The 15,263-nt window shown below is 37.9% G+C and carries 14 protein-coding genes, 1 riboswitch and 1 other annotated feature; of the genes, 7 read left to right on the top strand and 7 right to left on the bottom strand.

The features are described 5' to 3' along the window. Nucleotides 1-34 precede the first annotated feature (34 nt). Nucleotides 35-255: a binding site (T-box leader), on the top strand. A 216-nt stretch (nt 256-471) separates the two neighbouring features. Continuing rightward, the gene (gene tyrS / locus B494_RS0116205; protein WP_017473436.1) at nt 472-1,734 is read left to right on the top strand and encodes a tyrosine--tRNA ligase; all 1,263 of its coding nucleotides are present in this window, start codon (nt 472-474) and stop codon (nt 1,732-1,734) included. Nucleotides 1,735-1,869: 135 nt separating this feature from the next. Here tyrS and B494_RS0116200 read toward each other — a convergent pair whose 3' ends face one another. The 6 genes from B494_RS0116200 to B494_RS0116170 all read right to left on the bottom strand — a co-directional run bounded on the left by B494_RS0116200 (nt 1,870) and on the right by B494_RS0116170 (nt 7,976). Continuing rightward, a complete protein-coding gene (locus B494_RS0116200; RefSeq protein ID WP_017473435.1) occupies nt 1,870-2,784 on the bottom strand; it encodes a cation diffusion facilitator family transporter in 915 nt (304 codons plus the stop codon). A 59-nt stretch (nt 2,785-2,843) separates the two neighbouring features. Then, nucleotides 2,844-3,962, bottom strand: coding sequence for an MFS transporter (locus B494_RS0116195; RefSeq protein WP_017473434.1), 1,119 nt, complete (start codon nt 3,960-3,962; stop codon nt 2,844-2,846). 513 nt (nt 3,963-4,475) lie between these two features. After that, entirely contained in the window at nt 4,476-5,642 is a 1,167-nt protein-coding gene (locus B494_RS0116185) for a M20/M25/M40 family metallo-hydrolase (protein WP_017473432.1), read from the bottom strand. A gap of 36 nt (nt 5,643-5,678) precedes the next feature. After that, complete coding sequence (locus B494_RS0116180) at nt 5,679-5,888, bottom strand: helix-turn-helix domain-containing protein (RefSeq protein ID WP_017473431.1); 210 nt, start codon at nt 5,886-5,888, stop codon at nt 5,679-5,681. A gap of 12 nt (nt 5,889-5,900) precedes the next feature. Next, entirely contained in the window at nt 5,901-6,521 is a 621-nt protein-coding gene (locus tag B494_RS0116175; protein ID WP_017473430.1) for a DUF2975 domain-containing protein, read from the bottom strand. 117 nt (nt 6,522-6,638) lie between these two features. After that, nucleotides 6,639-7,976, bottom strand: coding sequence for a 5'-deoxyadenosine deaminase (locus tag B494_RS0116170; RefSeq protein ID WP_017473429.1), 1,338 nt, complete (start codon nt 7,974-7,976; stop codon nt 6,639-6,641). Nucleotides 7,977-8,028: 52 nt separating this feature from the next. Further along, nucleotides 8,029-8,128: riboswitch (purine riboswitch) on the bottom strand. A gap of 72 nt (nt 8,129-8,200) precedes the next feature. Here B494_RS0116170 and B494_RS0116165 point away from each other — a divergent pair. Then, nucleotides 8,201-8,893 carry a uracil-DNA glycosylase gene (locus tag B494_RS0116165; protein WP_017473428.1) on the top strand — a complete coding sequence of 231 codons (693 nt, stop codon included), beginning with the start codon at nt 8,201-8,203 and terminating at the stop codon, nt 8,891-8,893. 80 nt (nt 8,894-8,973) lie between these two features. Here the strand turns inward: B494_RS0116165 and B494_RS19685 are convergent, their stop codons facing one another. Beyond that, nucleotides 8,974-9,723 (bottom strand): EcsC family protein, encoded by a 750-nt coding sequence (locus tag B494_RS19685; protein WP_033193719.1) that lies wholly within the window; start codon nt 9,721-9,723, stop codon nt 8,974-8,976. A gap of 599 nt (nt 9,724-10,322) precedes the next feature. Here B494_RS19685 and B494_RS0116155 point away from each other — a divergent pair. From B494_RS0116155 to B494_RS0116135, 5 genes are all read left to right on the top strand, one after another. Beyond that, nucleotides 10,323-11,438: a hypothetical protein gene (locus B494_RS0116155; protein WP_017473426.1), complete on the top strand. Its 1,116-nt coding sequence runs from the start codon at nt 10,323-10,325 to the stop codon at nt 11,436-11,438. Further along, nucleotides 11,435-12,211, top strand: coding sequence for a hypothetical protein (locus B494_RS0116150; protein ID WP_017473425.1), 777 nt, complete (start codon nt 11,435-11,437; stop codon nt 12,209-12,211). Before B494_RS0116155 ends, B494_RS0116150 begins: the two co-directional genes overlap by 4 nt. Continuing rightward, nucleotides 12,204-13,067: a hypothetical protein gene (locus B494_RS20275; RefSeq protein ID WP_017473424.1), complete on the top strand. Its 864-nt coding sequence runs from the start codon at nt 12,204-12,206 to the stop codon at nt 13,065-13,067. Before B494_RS0116150 ends, B494_RS20275 begins: the two co-directional genes overlap by 8 nt. Nucleotide 13,068: 1 nt before the next feature. Next, nucleotides 13,069-13,731, top strand: coding sequence for an ABC transporter ATP-binding protein (locus B494_RS0116140; protein WP_017473423.1), 663 nt, complete (start codon nt 13,069-13,071; stop codon nt 13,729-13,731). Between the two features lie 482 nt (nt 13,732-14,213). Then, entirely contained in the window at nt 14,214-14,885 is a 672-nt protein-coding gene (locus B494_RS0116135) for a hypothetical protein (protein WP_017473422.1), read from the top strand. Nucleotides 14,886-15,263: the final 378 nt, after the last annotated feature.

Raw genomic sequence — 15,263 nt, 5'->3', positions numbered from 1 at the left:
GAAATTATGATAATAATGTAACACAACAGTAAATATTTTAGTGATGATAGATTGAAGTAATGTTAATATTCCCTGGTTTAAGAGAGCTGACGGATGGTGCAAGTCAGAGCATAGTATTAGCGTGAATTACGTTCTTGAGCTTCCTATACACAACTTAAGGTGTAGGCGGTGCAACATAGTGCATCGATATCAATTCAAGTGGCAATGATAGATTGCAACGAGGGTGGTACCGCGAGAGTAAAACTCGTCCCTTTTGGGATGTGTTTTGCTCTTTTTTTGTTTGTTAAGAAAGGATGATACAACAAAAAGTAGGAAGTAACAAGCTCAAAAATTTTAAAGGGCTAACATTAAGAAAAGTTAACATATTCACTAGAAAGCGAGCGAGTGTGCCTTTTCTAAAAGATTCAATCGTCAATTTCCTGTCGCAAGGTTGTATGGAAGAATGTTTTGATATTAAAGGAGATGGTAAACATGAACATTATTCAAGATTTAGAAATGCGAGGACTTATTCAGCAAATGACTGATGAAGAGGGGTTGAAAAAGCATTTACAGGACGATATCGTTACGCTGTATTGCGGCTTTGACCCGACAGCAGATAGTTTGCATATTGGCCATTTAGTTCCAGCGCTAATGCTAAAAAGGTTTCAACAAGCAGGTCATCGCCCCATTGCATTAATTGGTGGGGGAACAGGGATGATAGGTGACCCAAGTGGACGTTCCAGTGAGCGCCAATTAAATGATAGCGAAACGGTTGAATACTTTAGTGATAGGATCAAGCAACAATTGGCTAAAATTCTAGACTTTGAAAAAGAAGCCAACGGCGCTGTTGCTCGAAATAATGCAGAGTGGTTAGGGTCATTAACCCTCATTGAATTTTTGCGTGATACAGGTAAACACTTTGGTGTGAACTATATGTTAGCCAAAGATTCTGTTCAGTCACGTTTAGAAAATGGAATAAGCTTTACCGAATTCACTTATATGATTTTACAGTCCTATGATTTCATGAATCTATTTCAAAAAGAAAATTGCTCATTGCAAATTGGGGGCAGTGATCAATGGGGAAATATTACAGCAGGTATGGAATTAATTCGTCGAACAAGCGAAGATGAGGTTAAAGTGTTTGGTCTGACTGTCCCGCTTATTACCAAAGCAGATGGAACGAAATTTGGTAAAACAGCAGGAGGAGCAGTTTGGTTAGACCCAGAAAAAACAACACCTTATCAGTTCTATCAATTCTGGATCAATACAGATGATCGTGATGTCATAAAATTTTTGAAATACTTTACGTTTTTATCAATTGAAGAAATTGATCAATTGGCAGTGCAGTTAGAAGAAGCTCCAGAAAAACGGATTCCACATATTCGATTAGCCGAAGAGCTGACAAAATTAGTCCATAGCGAAGAAGCATTGGCACAAGCACAACGTATATCACAAGCATTATTTAGTGGGGAAATTAAGCAATTAAATGGCGCCGAGCTTAAACAAGGCTTTAATGATGTTCCCACTGTGCAGTTGGCGAAGGAGACAAAGCCATTAGTTGATCTGTTAGTTGAGGGGAATATCTCTTCATCTAAACGGCAAGCACGTGAAGATATTCAAAATGGTGCGATTTATATTAATGGTGAACGTCAACAAGACTTGAATTATCAAATTCAAGAGGATGATCGAATCGATAATCAATATACGATCGTTAGACGCGGTAAAAAGAAATACTTCTTACTCGACTTTCAATAACATGTAAAATAAGTAAGAGAGCACAGGAGATATACTATAAGGCGCACTAAACACCTGAGTGTTTAGTGCGCCTAACCTTGTGACAGTATTTTGTTGTTTTTTTAAAAAATAATCATGGGTTACTGGCTTGTTTTTTTACAATGCCCATTTCCGATCTTTTGTAAAGGAGACCGTTAACCATTTTTGATAAGGATATTGATCTAAGTAGCGGTCTATAGCTTCTCTAATTTGGTCTTGATCAGTTAAAGACGCTAATTCCTCTTTTTTAATGACAAAATCAATTTCAACCCACAAAGTTTTACCTACTTTAGTAATTCTCACAATGGTTTCATCAAAATCACGTTCTCTGGCAAGCACCTTGATAAATTGTTTAATTTGATCTGGCATTTTTCCCTTCGGTGGCATGTCTAAGATTTCACGTAATGCAGTCGACATTTCCTCAATGGGTACTTTAATAAAATAAATCGATACAGCTATGACCATAATTGGATCAATAAATGGTACGATAAATTGAGTTGTTATAAAAAGATTAAGTAAATATGAGATTACAAAACCTATTAACACAGCAACACTAACTAATGTATCCATATACCACTGATTAGCTTCTGCTTGTAAAAGGGCAGAACGTACTTTATTAGCCTCTTTTTTTAAATAATAGGTGATGCCAATACATAAAACTGTTGCTAGGGTTGAATAGATTAAAGCAATACCTACGGCTACTTCTCTACCACCAGAGGCTAAAGCCATTAAAGCTGAAATAAGGGAGGCGATAACAAGTACGAGTATAACAAAGTATTTGATTAGCACGACTAACGGCTCAATTTTATCTTTACCAAATGGATAATTGTTAATATCATGCTTACTAATAAACCTCGCTGCGATTAAAGATAATATCGAAAGCCCCAAACTCACGAGTGAATATAGCCCGTCAAATAAAATCATTTGAGCGCCAACAAGCAAGCCAATGACGATTCCAGTCACAGAAAAAATAATAGCGCCATATACTGAGATTTTCAATAGCGCATGTTCACGACTGTTATTTTGTTGCATTATATCTGCTCCTATCTTAAAAGTCAAAGCTCATTATATCATATTTGTTCAATGTTAAGCTAGTTGTTATCATCTTGAACATTGCGTTCTTTTACTTCATTATAGCGCCGGTTTTGCCGATAACCATAGGCGATATTACGAATTAATTCTGTGCTTTCAGCGCTGGCGCCTATCGATCCTGCTAACGTTGCAATTGAAGTTGCTAACCAGCTTAAACGTAAAAAACTAGTTAGTGTTACATCTTTTTCTATCTCTGTCAAGGATTCAAATAAGTCGGGCGGAACAAAAAAGACGATTGCAATTGAAAATATAGCAAAGAGGACGATGTAATAGGCTAACACTGCAACAGTTAAGGTTATTAACGTCGTTGTATTATAAAGTTTTTTCATTTTGGCTTTTCCTTCTTTAGTACGTTTCTCCCACAAATGATGGGAAACGATCATCCAAATAATCATACTAGTAATAGCTACAAAGGTAATGGCGACGAGTCTTAACAGATTATAATGTATACTTAATTCCCATAACGTAGGAAAAATTAACGTGTAAGCACCTGTAGCAAACGCGACAGCAATAATGGGTTTAAAAGAGGCAATCACTGCCCAAGGTCTATTGGCATAAGTCATTCCAAAAATTGCCCTAACTTTACCATTTATTTTGGGCACGACAGAATAGCGGATCACGTTTGTTTCTTCGGATATGCTAGCTTTCCTCCGTTTAATAGGCGATAATCTCAATTTTTGCTTCATTTGATGTGTAGCGGTTTCCTTTATTCTTGCAGCACTTAGGTCTTGATTATGCAGTTCATAAACAATTTGTTTGATCATTTTAAATGTTCTGTTTTTCATTGGTGGCGCACCAAAAGCTGGCAAAGAGAGGAGTGCGATATCAAGATCTTTGTTTAGATCTGCTAAGATGATCTTCTTCTTATCAAACAGAAGAAGATCAGTTACGCATATCGTATAATCCCAATTTTGTTGGTCTGCTATTTTACTCGCTTCATTAAATATTTCCTTTGAATCTTCTACAGCTCCTGTTAATGGGTCAACCATAATATCTAATGTCCACTCGTATTTATCATCGACATGATTTTGACAATACCTACTTAATGGTTCAATCAATTCTCTACATATGGTTTCAGGTAGTTCTGGAGCGCAAATTAAACCTACATTCAATTCCAAGTTATCACCCCTTGCTTTATAAATCCCTATATACAATTACCCGATCGTAATAAAATTAATCTTTTTCTTAAAATAGAGTGCATAGGCAAAAAGCAATACTATAATATTTGCTGATTTACAAGGGGGATATGTAACAGTCGTTGTTGGTCGAAGTGTAAATTTAATTATCAAGTAGTACATCGTGTGTGAGTTAATGTTAGTTGGGGGAGAGGTTGCTGTTAATACCGCAACAGGTGCTACATCTGGAGCTATTGCGGCAATGGTGGAATGAGCATGACTAACGATGCCATACTCAACATGTAAATAACGCACCCTTTAACAGTACAATTCCTCGAAAAAAGAATAAAAATGAGAAGGGAACGGCAGAATGTCGCTGTTCCCTTCTAAATATTAGATGTTTCATTTGAAAGGCTATTTAGGTTGTATGATGCAACTTATGCTCCACTCACTTGACGCGGAATCTCGGTGACAAGCTTTTATCATCAACGGTTCGCCGTGAAAAGTTGTATGGGCTCAGAACTGATCCGGCATATCCAATATCGTTTTCACAATCGTAAGTGCTTGTTCCTGAAGTGATGAAACGCGTGCACGCTCATTCGATGAATGCGGGTCAACGCCGATCACACCTACTCCACATAATGTCGGAATGCCTTTAGCGGTTAAATAAGCACTATCTGAGCAGCCCCCGACATACAACGGTTTAGGTTTATGAAAGCCCAAATCACTTCGTGCATCGTGGTAAAGCTGGAATAGGTCGGGCGTTTTTTCGGTTTCCTCCATTGCCAAAAAGGCGGCTTCTTTTGTCAACGTTGAAACCGTGTTGTCGATAAACGCTTGATCATTAATGGCTTGCAGTAACTGCTCTGCTTGATCTAAGTCGGCATTTGTTTTAAAACGAACGCCTACCTTGAAGGTACATGTATCTGGAATGACATTTGTTCCAGTACCGCCTTCAATCACACCGCAATTATAGGTCGTACCCTCAGGGTTAGTATGCTTTTCAATCGCTATCATTTTATGGGCTGCTTCTTGGATCGCACTTGCTCCACCAAGTGGATGATTGCCAGCGTGGGCAGAAATCCCTTTTATGTCGAATCGATAAAAAGCACCGCCCTTTCGCTTTGTAATGACATCACCACTTAATCGGGCGCTTTCACAAGTGAATGCAGTGGCGGTAAAGGACGTTTCTAGATCAAAAACCTTAGCACCTTGCCCCTGTGAAAGCTGATGGGCAACCTCTTCATCACCTGACAAAATGAGCTTAAGCTGTCGTTTGTCGTAACCCATTTGTTGTAAAGCTTGAATAACAAACAATGCAATGACAATACCACCCTTACAGTCATAAGCTCCTGGACCATGGAGGAAGCCATCTTGATAAGTAATTGGATCAGCTCCGAATGAGCCAACCGGTTGCACCGTATCCATATGGGCGACAAGAGCGATATTAGGTAGATGTCTAGCAGGGGTATAGGCTATTAAACTGCTACCCGCTTGATTGAAAGGATAAGTCTTTGTCTCAAGATTCACTTTGCGACAATAATCTGTTAAGTAGCTTGCAACGGCATTGACACCTGCAACATCATTTGAGGGGCTTTCGATACGAATAATGTTTTCCCATAAATCAATCATTTCCTGCTGCTTTGCTGCTAAAAATGCTTCTGCTTGCGCTAATTTGGTCATTCAGCTCACACCATCCTTTTTAAAATTTTTCGATCATTAGTTATCGGGTAGGTATTCAAGAATATCACCGGGCTGGCAATTTAGCTCCTGACAAATTGCTTCCAAGGTTGAAAAGCGTATGGCTTTTACTTTTCCAGTTTTTAAATTTGACAGATTCACATTGGAAATATCAATGGCTTCCGCCAGATCGTTTAGTTTCATTTTTTTATCCGCTAGTATGCGGTCTAGTCTTATAATAATCGCCATCTTGGTCCTCCACTATACAGTTGTGTCGTATTCGTGCTGTAGAAAAGATCCGTATTGGAAAACATGTGCGAGTATGAGTAAAACTGCGCCAATGATTAAAGCTGTAAAATTAATGACTTCATAAGATATGGAGAAGGTATGCGTCGAAAATACGAGCATAGCTAACAGAACAATGAGATCACTAAGCAGAGCATAACCGACAATTAGCCAGCCTAATCGCTTTAACCTTATTGTATTCTCCATTGTAAATGGTCCATCTTCTTCGTACATGGTTAGTAAAATTTGTTTTAATTGATAAATTGCATAGATGAATAGTGATAAATAAATAAGTAGGTTGAAAAATAACTGGACCAAAAAAGCAGCTTTAACATTAATCCTGTGCTCTGGAAGGCTGGGGAGATGACGAAAAGACACAGTTGAAAAGAAGCTTGTGCCATTTTCTGTTAAGTTAGCATTTAGTGCCCATTGCTCTATTCCTTGTTCGATTGAAAAGGAATCACCTGGTAAAAAGCTTGCCCACACTAACATAACGAATACAATAAGAAAGAATAGACACCCACCTGCTAACACAAAATTCAAAACTTGTAATACTCTATTTGTTGTCTGTTGCATCGAACGCAAAGATTGTTCCATACTGAATCACACCCTTCAATCAAGATATGTTTTCATTATATGGTAATATCCTTGCAAAAACAATTAAAAATTAATAAATATCATTAGATATTTAATGTTAAACATTAAATTGAATGGTTATTTAAGGAATTGTTTTGACCGCTTCACTAGCTGACGAATTGATTGATTCGCTTGTTGTAAAACATCCGCCTTATCAATCGTAAGCATGTGACGATTTTCCATCACGATCTTACCATTGATAATCGTTGTCTCAACGTCAGCCCTCGTGGCACTGTAAACAACCCGTGAAATCGGGTCAACCTCCACCGAAGGGTAAGTGTGAAAATTATTCAGATCAAGAATGGCTAAGTCTGCTTTCTTGCCAACCTCTAAACTTCCAATATCATGGTCTTGCCCAATTGCTTTTGCTCCACCAATGGTTGCCATCTTAAAGACGGCTTTGGCAGGCATTGCTGTTGGGCCATGGACGGGCTTTTGAATCAGGGCAGCCAGACGCATGTCGTTAAACATATCTAAATTGTTGTTGCAGGGAGCGCCGTCTGCGCCAAGACTGAGACAGGTGCCGTGGCCGTGCATCTCAGGGATATCAGCAATACCCGAGGCTAGCTTTAGATTAGAAGCGGGACAGTGACTAACATGGACGCCTTTTTCGCGTATGATTTGTTTTTCAAGCTGATCAAGCCAAATGCAATGTGCTAAAATGAGACGCTTGTTAGCTAAGCCTAAGTGATCCAAGTAGACGACATTGCGCATTCCTGTTTCCCGCTGGACAATATCAATCTCGCCTTTATTTTCCGAGGCATGGGTATGAACCATCACATCGTAATGATCAGAAAGTCGCTTAACTTCAGTTAATAAGGCTTCAGTACAGGATACGACAAATCGTGGTGAAAAAGCATATTGTAATCTACCGTGGTCATAGTTATGCCATTTTTCTAATAAATCAACACTTTGTTGAATCGAATCGCTTGTTTTTTCTTGCAAGGGGAGTGGAACTTGGTTGCCTTTGTCCATCATTACTTTACCAGAAAGCGCGCGAATACCACTCTTAGCTAGTGCTTGAAAGGCAAAATCGGTATGATGGACAGTCTCCATATCGACAATGGTAGTCGTACCGCTTTGGATCAGCTCACCTAAGCCCAGCATAGCAGAGTAGTAAATCGATTCTTGATCATGTGCGGCCTCAAGCGGCCAGATTTTTTGTTTGAGCCAATCCATTAGTTCAAGATCATCAGCTTGGCCACGAAAAACGGTCTGACAAAGATGGATATGGGTTTGCACAAAACCCGGGATAATCGTTTTGCCACTAGCATCTATCCATTTATCATAATCAGTATTTTCCAAATCAGAGCCAAGTCCAACAATTCGATCATCCTCAATCAAGAGGTCACCATAAATAATGTCTTCTTCAAAATTCATCGTGATAATTTCAGCATTTTTTATTAAAATTCGCATTTTATTCCTCCTTTGATACTAGTTTTAAGATACAAAAAAAGCCACGAAAATATGCTGTTATACATATTTTCGTAGCTAGAAATTTGCGGTTTCTTAGTAGAGACCCTTAAACCAATCTTTAAGGTTATACGAAAGTGTTAGTATGTATGCTAAACTAGTTACAGAAGCAATGCAATCTTCTTGTTTGGTTATCTAACAAAGTTACTTGAGAGGATGAAAGAATCGTGGCAAAGGAAATTTTACATAATGACTGGTCGAATGTTCTTGGACAGGAGTTCGAGCAGTCCTACTACAAGCAATTACGCCAATTTTTAAAGCAAGAGTACCAAACACATATTATTTATCCGCATATGAATAACATCTTTAATGCCTTACATTACACGTCTTTTGAACATGTCAAGGTGGTCATTCTTGGTCAAGATCCTTATCATGGACCAAACCAAGCGCATGGATTAAGTTTCTCTGTTAAGCCTCAGGTAGCTATCCCACCATCGTTACAAAATATGTATAAGGAGCTACAAACTGATTTAGGTTACGCAATTCCTTCACACGGTTACTTAGTGAAGTGGGCGGAGCAGGGCGTCTTACTTTTGAACAATGTGCTGACTGTTAGACAAGGACAGGCTCATTCGCATAAAGGAAAAGGATGGGAGCGATTTACCGATCGTGTCATTGAGGTATTAAACGAAAAGCAGGAGCCAGTCGTTTATTTACTATGGGGGGCAGCGGCTCAAAAAAAGCTAGCGCTAATCGATACGAGCAAGCATTACATCGTTAAGTCGCCACACCCAAGCCCGCTCTCGGCACATCGTGGCTTCTTTGGCAGCCGTCCATTTTCAAAAGCGAATGCGTACCTAGAACAGGCTGGTCGTGAGCCGATTGATTGGCAGATCACAGAGGAAGACAAGCATCGTTAACTTATGATGCTTGTTCTTTGCTTTATTACTTGTACGTAAAATAATGCATTAAAGACATCTGAACAGAAAATGAAAGCGTCTTAGTGATTTTCGCTGACGCTGTCGGGATTGATTATTCCTCTATCCGTTAAATACCGAAGTTGGTAAGCGCGCTTGGCGGTCTCACCTAATTTTTCAAGTAAGTTATGATTGGCATAAGCACCGACAACTGCGCCAAAGCCTGGGATCATTTGAAACAGTTTCGCTACATCCATATAGTCTCGATACTCTTGTTGGAATGTGTACCAATCAACATCAGTAACAAACTTCTTTTTTTCATTCCAATTGCAAACGAAGTCGTAAGTTTGACGTTTTTTGGTATCGCTTGAAAAGGCAAGTTGGAAAACATAAAGAATAAACATGCGTTCCTCGTACGCCTCAACATGATAGCCATAAATGGTCGCCACTTCGAACAAAAATCTAATTTTTATTGATAGTAACAATGGGAAATCAGTCAATGCTAACAAAAATCCACCAACACCAGTGCCAGCACCCTCGATGACAGCGGCTTTCTGAAACGATTTAAATTTTTCAAAAAACAATTGGTCCATCTCATACAAGTTATCGCCTAGCGGCTGTTTTTTATTTGTCGTGACGTATGATCCGACTAAGGTAGCTTTAACCATATGCTTAATACTGTCGGTAATTATATCATGCGCCTTTTGTGGGATTAAGGTATTTAATTTCGTCTGTGCTTGCTTGGTCATTTGACCGAATATGCTGGGCCGTTTGACCAATTGCTTGCGCCACTGCTCAATTTCATTTAAGACAAGCTGTTCGTATTCCGTCATGTTGATCACCTCAATTCTTAAGCCTCTTTTAACTCCATTATAACAGATTGAGAAAATCGCTAAATGTTCACACGGATAACCGCCCATAAAATGGCCACCACGAAATAGAGAATAGAGCTAATGGATGCTAGTGTCTTGATTCACCTCCCGACCCATTAGTGGGAGGAGAACGCAAATTGTATTTAATAGACAAGGATTATTTGTTTTGATTTTTAAATACTTGTTTAGAAGAAAGTTTTGCGATACTGTATCTTTCGATTTTGCAAAGTTTAGCTCGTAAGGAAAGCGTTTTAAAATATCATATGCAAATAAAATTATAGGGAGGTATTTTGATTTATTTGGATAATATGTACATTAAAGCGTTTTCGGAGGCTCAACTGTATAAGCAACAGATGTTGTAGGTAATATTTCTACATCTGGAAGAAGAAATTTCTCCTATCGTTCAGGATATGGTGGAGTCAGACAATCATATAGTCTATCTGGATATCCGACAAACTGGGATTTTACGCGCTATACTGTTGCGGGGACTTGGGCGCCCTAATTTCTTGAAAATGCAGGATTACTCGCATCCTGCTTCAATTTATTAAGGATGTGTTTTCATGTGGAAAAATGTATGGGTTGTATTTATTATATTTTTGTTAAGTGCCTGCCAATCAAATGAAGACTCAAATTCCAGTGGTGTCTTACCAGAGCAAGTTCAGGTAGGTTTTGATTTGGAATCAGTTGTCGAGTATGCTGAGGCAGCCGAATACAAAGCTGATTTTATTGATCTCGATATAGATATAGTTGCCGCCCAATTGTTAGACGGAAAGATAGTTGAACAATTGATTTATGCAATGGGTCCACAATACATAGCTGAAGGGGATGGGGTTATTGAATATTTGATAACCTATGATGGAGGTGATGCATTCGGCGAATATGGCGGACTTGATGGTGGGCTATCCTATTCAAGGAGTGAGAAAGATCGTTTTCCTAATTATGACGCTGTTGTATTTAGTGATCCAGGTCCACCTAATCAAACTGCACAGCTTAGCTCTTATTATAATAATGAAGACTTCCAAACATTTACTGATCTCGATTTTTCACCTTATCTTGATGTCGAGCAGATTATAGTTGAACAATTGGCTGACTTAGGTTTAAAGGATTTACAAATGGATATGGTCTATGCATTAGATCTTGATACGATGCAAGAGCATTACACGCATTATCTTCTAGGAGAGCAGAGAGAAGAAGAATGGTTTGAGTGGAATAAAAGTGAAGAAGCTTATTTAATGCATTTTAGGCAAGTCATCGATGATATTCCTCTTATGAATGCGATTTGGCAAGACCTACCGATAGAAGAAGGAGAGGCTACGCAAACGGAGATTACAGCTATTTATAATGATGGTGGATTTAATAGTCTGGAAGTTAGGAGATATTACAAGACTATAGAAAAAAGTTCAATGAAACCACTGATTAGTCGTCAGGATGCGATGGATAAATTAATAGAGTTGTATCAATTTTCTATTGTTGAAAAGGAGACCATTATTAGTGATTTAACCTTAAATTATGTCGCTGTAGTCGATGATGAGCAGTATCGCTTAATACCGGCATGGGTTTTTGAAGTTAAAACGAAAGAGACGTTTAGCTCGATGGAATCTTATTATGATTACAGGTTTTATGTGTTTAATGCAATGACAGGTGAACGAATAAAGAGAGCGGGGGAAGTATCATGAAGGGCATCATCATTAATTTACAACGTATACAGATTTTGCGTTCAATCTTATCAGCGCGGTTATTGCTGTGCAGTATCCTCATTAGCTTAATTGTGATTGCTACCATTAGCTCATTTTTATCTAGTACCTACGGTTCAATAGATTTACTAGGTATGGGGTTAACTGGGGCGCATGGTAATCTTATGCTTGTCTTAGGGACGCTACCTTTAATACCCTTTACTCTGTCATTTGCAAGTGAATGGCAGGAGCGAGCAGTTTTTCCGTGGGTGATGCGAACGGGTGTTACACTATATACTTTAAGTAAGTTTTTATTTAGTGCAATTTCAGCTTTCTTAACCACTGTCGTGGGGTTAGTCTTGGTTGTGGTTCTTTTAACGCTTTGGTTCCCACTTAATCAAGGTGTGTATATTGAAGATGCTTATTCAGTTTATGTAGAAAATAATGAACTGATTCGATATCTAGTCATCTATATTTCACATGTTGCACTTAGTTCAAGCATATTTGCAATGATTGCTTTTTTTGTATCGACAGTCATCCCGCAGCCTATTGTTGTGCTAGCTTCACCGGCTGTATTTTATTTTGTCTGGCACCGGATAACATCAACTTTGAGCATTCCAGGATACTTAAGGGCACTTTATATTTTTGAAAGTATTTATGATGCCGGATCACCACTGCGGACGTTTGGATTAAAATTAATGATTGCTTTGATAATAGCTCTACCATTAAGTTATTTGTCTGTGTATTGTGTGAAAAGGAGGGTCGCGCATGGCTAATTTATCCCTTATTATACGCTGTAGTATTTTGAATATAAAAAAATGGATTGTCAATCCACGTATTTATCTTGTTTTAATAATTACCTTTACCTTTTTACTTTACAATGCCCATGAGCTTGCCAGATTTACTGCATATGTTGGCGAAGGGATATCTCCTTGGGTCTTCGCGCATCTCTTCACTCCACCAGTGCTACAAGTGTTTGCATTTTTAGCAATCTTATTGTTTTGTGATGCGCCCTTTAATGATCATCATATGCCATTTGTGATAATGCGGATAGGGCGGCTAAAATGGTTTGTAGGACAGCTTATATATATTGTTTTATCATCGATTCTCTTTACAATAATTACTTTTTTAATTTCTGTAGCTGTCTTTATCCCTCATTTAAAATTTACAATGGACTGGGGGATCATCATTCGATCGCTTGCCAATGACCCAATGCTTGCATCGGATAGAGTCACAATCTTTTTTAATCCGGAATTGGTTGAATTAATGACTCCGATCAAAGCTACTGTGTTAAGCTTATTGTTTTTCTGTTTGGTGACTATTTTTATTGGATTGACAATTTTGTGTTTTAATGTACTGATTAAACAGACCAGTGGTGTCGTGGTAGCTGGATCGTTTGTTGCGTTCTCGTTATTTTCTTACTATCTTGGTTTCTTAAGTTTCGGACATATAATCTTTTTTATGTCGCCGATTAATTGGTTAAGCATTTCTTCTGTAGGTTGGAATAATCAGTCGCTTCCTTCCCCTACGTATACAATTGTCTTTCTTGTCTTGGCAATTGTAATTATGGGTATAATCGCAGCTAAAGCATTTGTTCATAAGGATTTGTCATTAAGAGAAAGGAGTTTTTGAGATGACAGGATATATGGTTGAGATCGAACAAGCGGTTAAGTCTTTCAAAGCAGTCAATGCACTAAATAATGTATCAATCAAATTTGAAACAGGTAAGATTCACGGGGTGATTGGTCGCAATGGGTCAGGTAAGACGGTGTTATTTAAATCAATCTGTGGATTTATGAAATTAACAAGCGGTCAAATTCGTATTAAAGGAAAACAAGTAAAACCAGCAACAGCACAAGATATTGGCTTGATCATCGAAGAACCAGGTTTTATTGGAGGATTAAGCGGTTTTAAAAATTTAAAGTTGCTAGCCTCGATTAAACGGAAAATCTCAGATCAACACATTAAACAATCAATTAAACAAGTAGGACTTGACCCAGAGAGCAAAAAGCATGTCAGCAAATATTCGCTCGGCATGAGGCATCGCCTTGCTATTGCTCAAGCGATTATGGAAAAACCAGAACTACTTATTCTAGATGAGCCGATGAATGGGTTAGATAAGCAAGGTGTTGTCGAAATGCGGGAGTTGTTTCAGCGCCTTAATACACATGGGTTAACGATTATTCTGTCATCGCATTATGCAGAGGATATCAATGCCTTGTGCGATACGGTTTGTGAAATGGATAATGGTAATTTAACAGTTTTAGAAAATCATACGCAATCAAGCCTTGCATAAAAGAGGAAGGTAAGCAGATTCTTCGCGAAGAAGTAGATATTTTAAGTAGTTTTTTTATAATAAGGCGATCATTGACTAATAAAAAGTAATTAAATTGAATGGTGGAAGTTTCTATTGAAGATTTGAATTACTTTTATCACAGATTACTTTACGTAAAATATCCCCACGAAATAGAGAATAGAGCTAATGGATGCTAGTGTCTTGATTCACCTAACGACCCATTAGTGGGAGAAGAACCCTCTCACTGATTGAAGGTTTGTTTTATTAAAAACCACCAGAAAGCTAGCTCCTCATTTTGTAATCATAGATTCATCGTAGATCGGATTTTTGACAATGATTTATTCAATTGAGGGAAAAATAAATTTTTTCCATTTATGTTGTAACATTTTATAGTCGTTTCCGTCATATTTAATAATGAAAGTGTGATCTTTCAGTTCACTATCTTATGAGAGCATGCTTTAAGTTTAACAGGAGGTAATTATATGAAAAAAGCAATAGTTACTTACTCAATAATAGTCATTATCCTATTCCCTACTATGTTATCCGCCTCAGAAGACGATTTAGATGAACGGTTCGATTCCATTGAATATGACTTTACTATTGATGATCCAAATCAAGAAAAATTGGAAGACATTCAATCCTATATTGACAGCCATCTCGCTGAAGCTTTTGAAACAATGTATCTTGATTGGACTGAAGACGATCAAAATATTTACACCTTTTTATTCTCAAAACCTTTAAGTGAAAATGACTTGGATGAATTATCTAATTTATCTGGTGATGCGTTAGCTCAATTTTTAGAAATAGATTATACGCAAAAAGATTTGGATGAAAAACAAGCAGAAATTGAAGCGGCAGGTTTTGAGTACAGCGACTTTTCAATTAATTTCGTTGGAACAGATATTAGGAATGGTGTGGTGAACGTTGGGATTGTTCCATACACTGAAGAGCATGCTGCCCAACTTTATCAGCAATTTGGAGAAGAATTTGTTCATGTGGAGCAAGGTGATGCGTTTTCAATCTTACCTATGGTCGATGATCAAGAGGGGGAGGATGTTGAAACTACCACGAGCTCAGTAGAAGAACCGGCTGAGCAACAATTAAATTGGTTTCAAAGAATTTGGCAGACCGTTTCAAGTTGGTGGCCATGGTAGGCCGCTTATTTGATAATAGGGCTGATACACCCTGAAGGTCTTTATAAAGGTAGAAAATCTAATTAAGTCGTTTATTAATATTAAGTGCTCAGGGAGAACATTAAAGTTACAAACGCGATCTCAATATATGTTTAAGCTATTCTGTCTTTATAGCTTTGTATTGCTAGGCTTCATATCTTTGGTTAGTCTTCGATCGGAGATTTTTTAAGTATTGAAAGCAGATTACCCAACCCATTGAATAGAGCTTGTTTTGTCATAGCCTAGGATTTTCTAATCATAAAATCCTAGGCTAAAACATTTAGTTAGTTAAAATATAGTTAAATATTAATTAGATTTATAACTTTTGCCTTATTTTTATTAGAAAGAAATTTCGATAAA

The sequence above is a fragment of the Amphibacillus jilinensis Y1 genome (assembly GCF_000306965.1).
Lineage (GTDB): Bacteria > Bacillota > Bacilli > Bacillales > Amphibacillaceae > Amphibacillus_C > Amphibacillus_C jilinensis.
The sequence above is the reverse complement of the archived record's forward strand: the minus strand, read 5'-3'. Positions and strand labels throughout refer to the sequence as shown.

What these genes read in the sequence shown, in the direction of transcription:
- tyrS (WP_017473436.1), top strand. Translation starts at nt 472, where the DNA reads ATGAACATTATTCAAGATTTAGAAATGCGAGGACTTATTCAGCAAATG.
- B494_RS0116200 (WP_017473435.1), bottom strand. Translation starts at nt 2,784, where the DNA reads ATGCAACAAAATAACAGTCGTGAACATGCGCTATTGAAAATCTCAGTA.
- B494_RS0116185 (WP_017473432.1), bottom strand. Translation starts at nt 5,642, where the DNA reads ATGACCAAATTAGCGCAAGCAGAAGCATTTTTAGCAGCAAAGCAGCAG.
- B494_RS0116180 (WP_017473431.1), bottom strand. Translation starts at nt 5,888, where the DNA reads ATGGCGATTATTATAAGACTAGACCGCATACTAGCGGATAAAAAAATG.
- B494_RS0116175 (WP_017473430.1), bottom strand. Translation starts at nt 6,521, where the DNA reads ATGGAACAATCTTTGCGTTCGATGCAACAGACAACAAATAGAGTATTA.
- B494_RS0116170 (WP_017473429.1), bottom strand. Translation starts at nt 7,976, where the DNA reads ATGCGAATTTTAATAAAAAATGCTGAAATTATCACGATGAATTTTGAA.
- B494_RS19685 (WP_033193719.1), bottom strand. Translation starts at nt 9,723, where the DNA reads ATGACGGAATACGAACAGCTTGTCTTAAATGAAATTGAGCAGTGGCGC.
- B494_RS0116155 (WP_017473426.1), top strand. Translation starts at nt 10,323, where the DNA reads ATGTGGAAAAATGTATGGGTTGTATTTATTATATTTTTGTTAAGTGCC.
- B494_RS0116150 (WP_017473425.1), top strand. Translation starts at nt 11,435, where the DNA reads ATGAAGGGCATCATCATTAATTTACAACGTATACAGATTTTGCGTTCA.
- B494_RS20275 (WP_017473424.1), top strand. Translation starts at nt 12,204, where the DNA reads ATGGCTAATTTATCCCTTATTATACGCTGTAGTATTTTGAATATAAAA.
- B494_RS0116140 (WP_017473423.1), top strand. Translation starts at nt 13,069, where the DNA reads ATGACAGGATATATGGTTGAGATCGAACAAGCGGTTAAGTCTTTCAAA.
- B494_RS0116135 (WP_017473422.1), top strand. Translation starts at nt 14,214, where the DNA reads ATGAAAAAAGCAATAGTTACTTACTCAATAATAGTCATTATCCTATTC.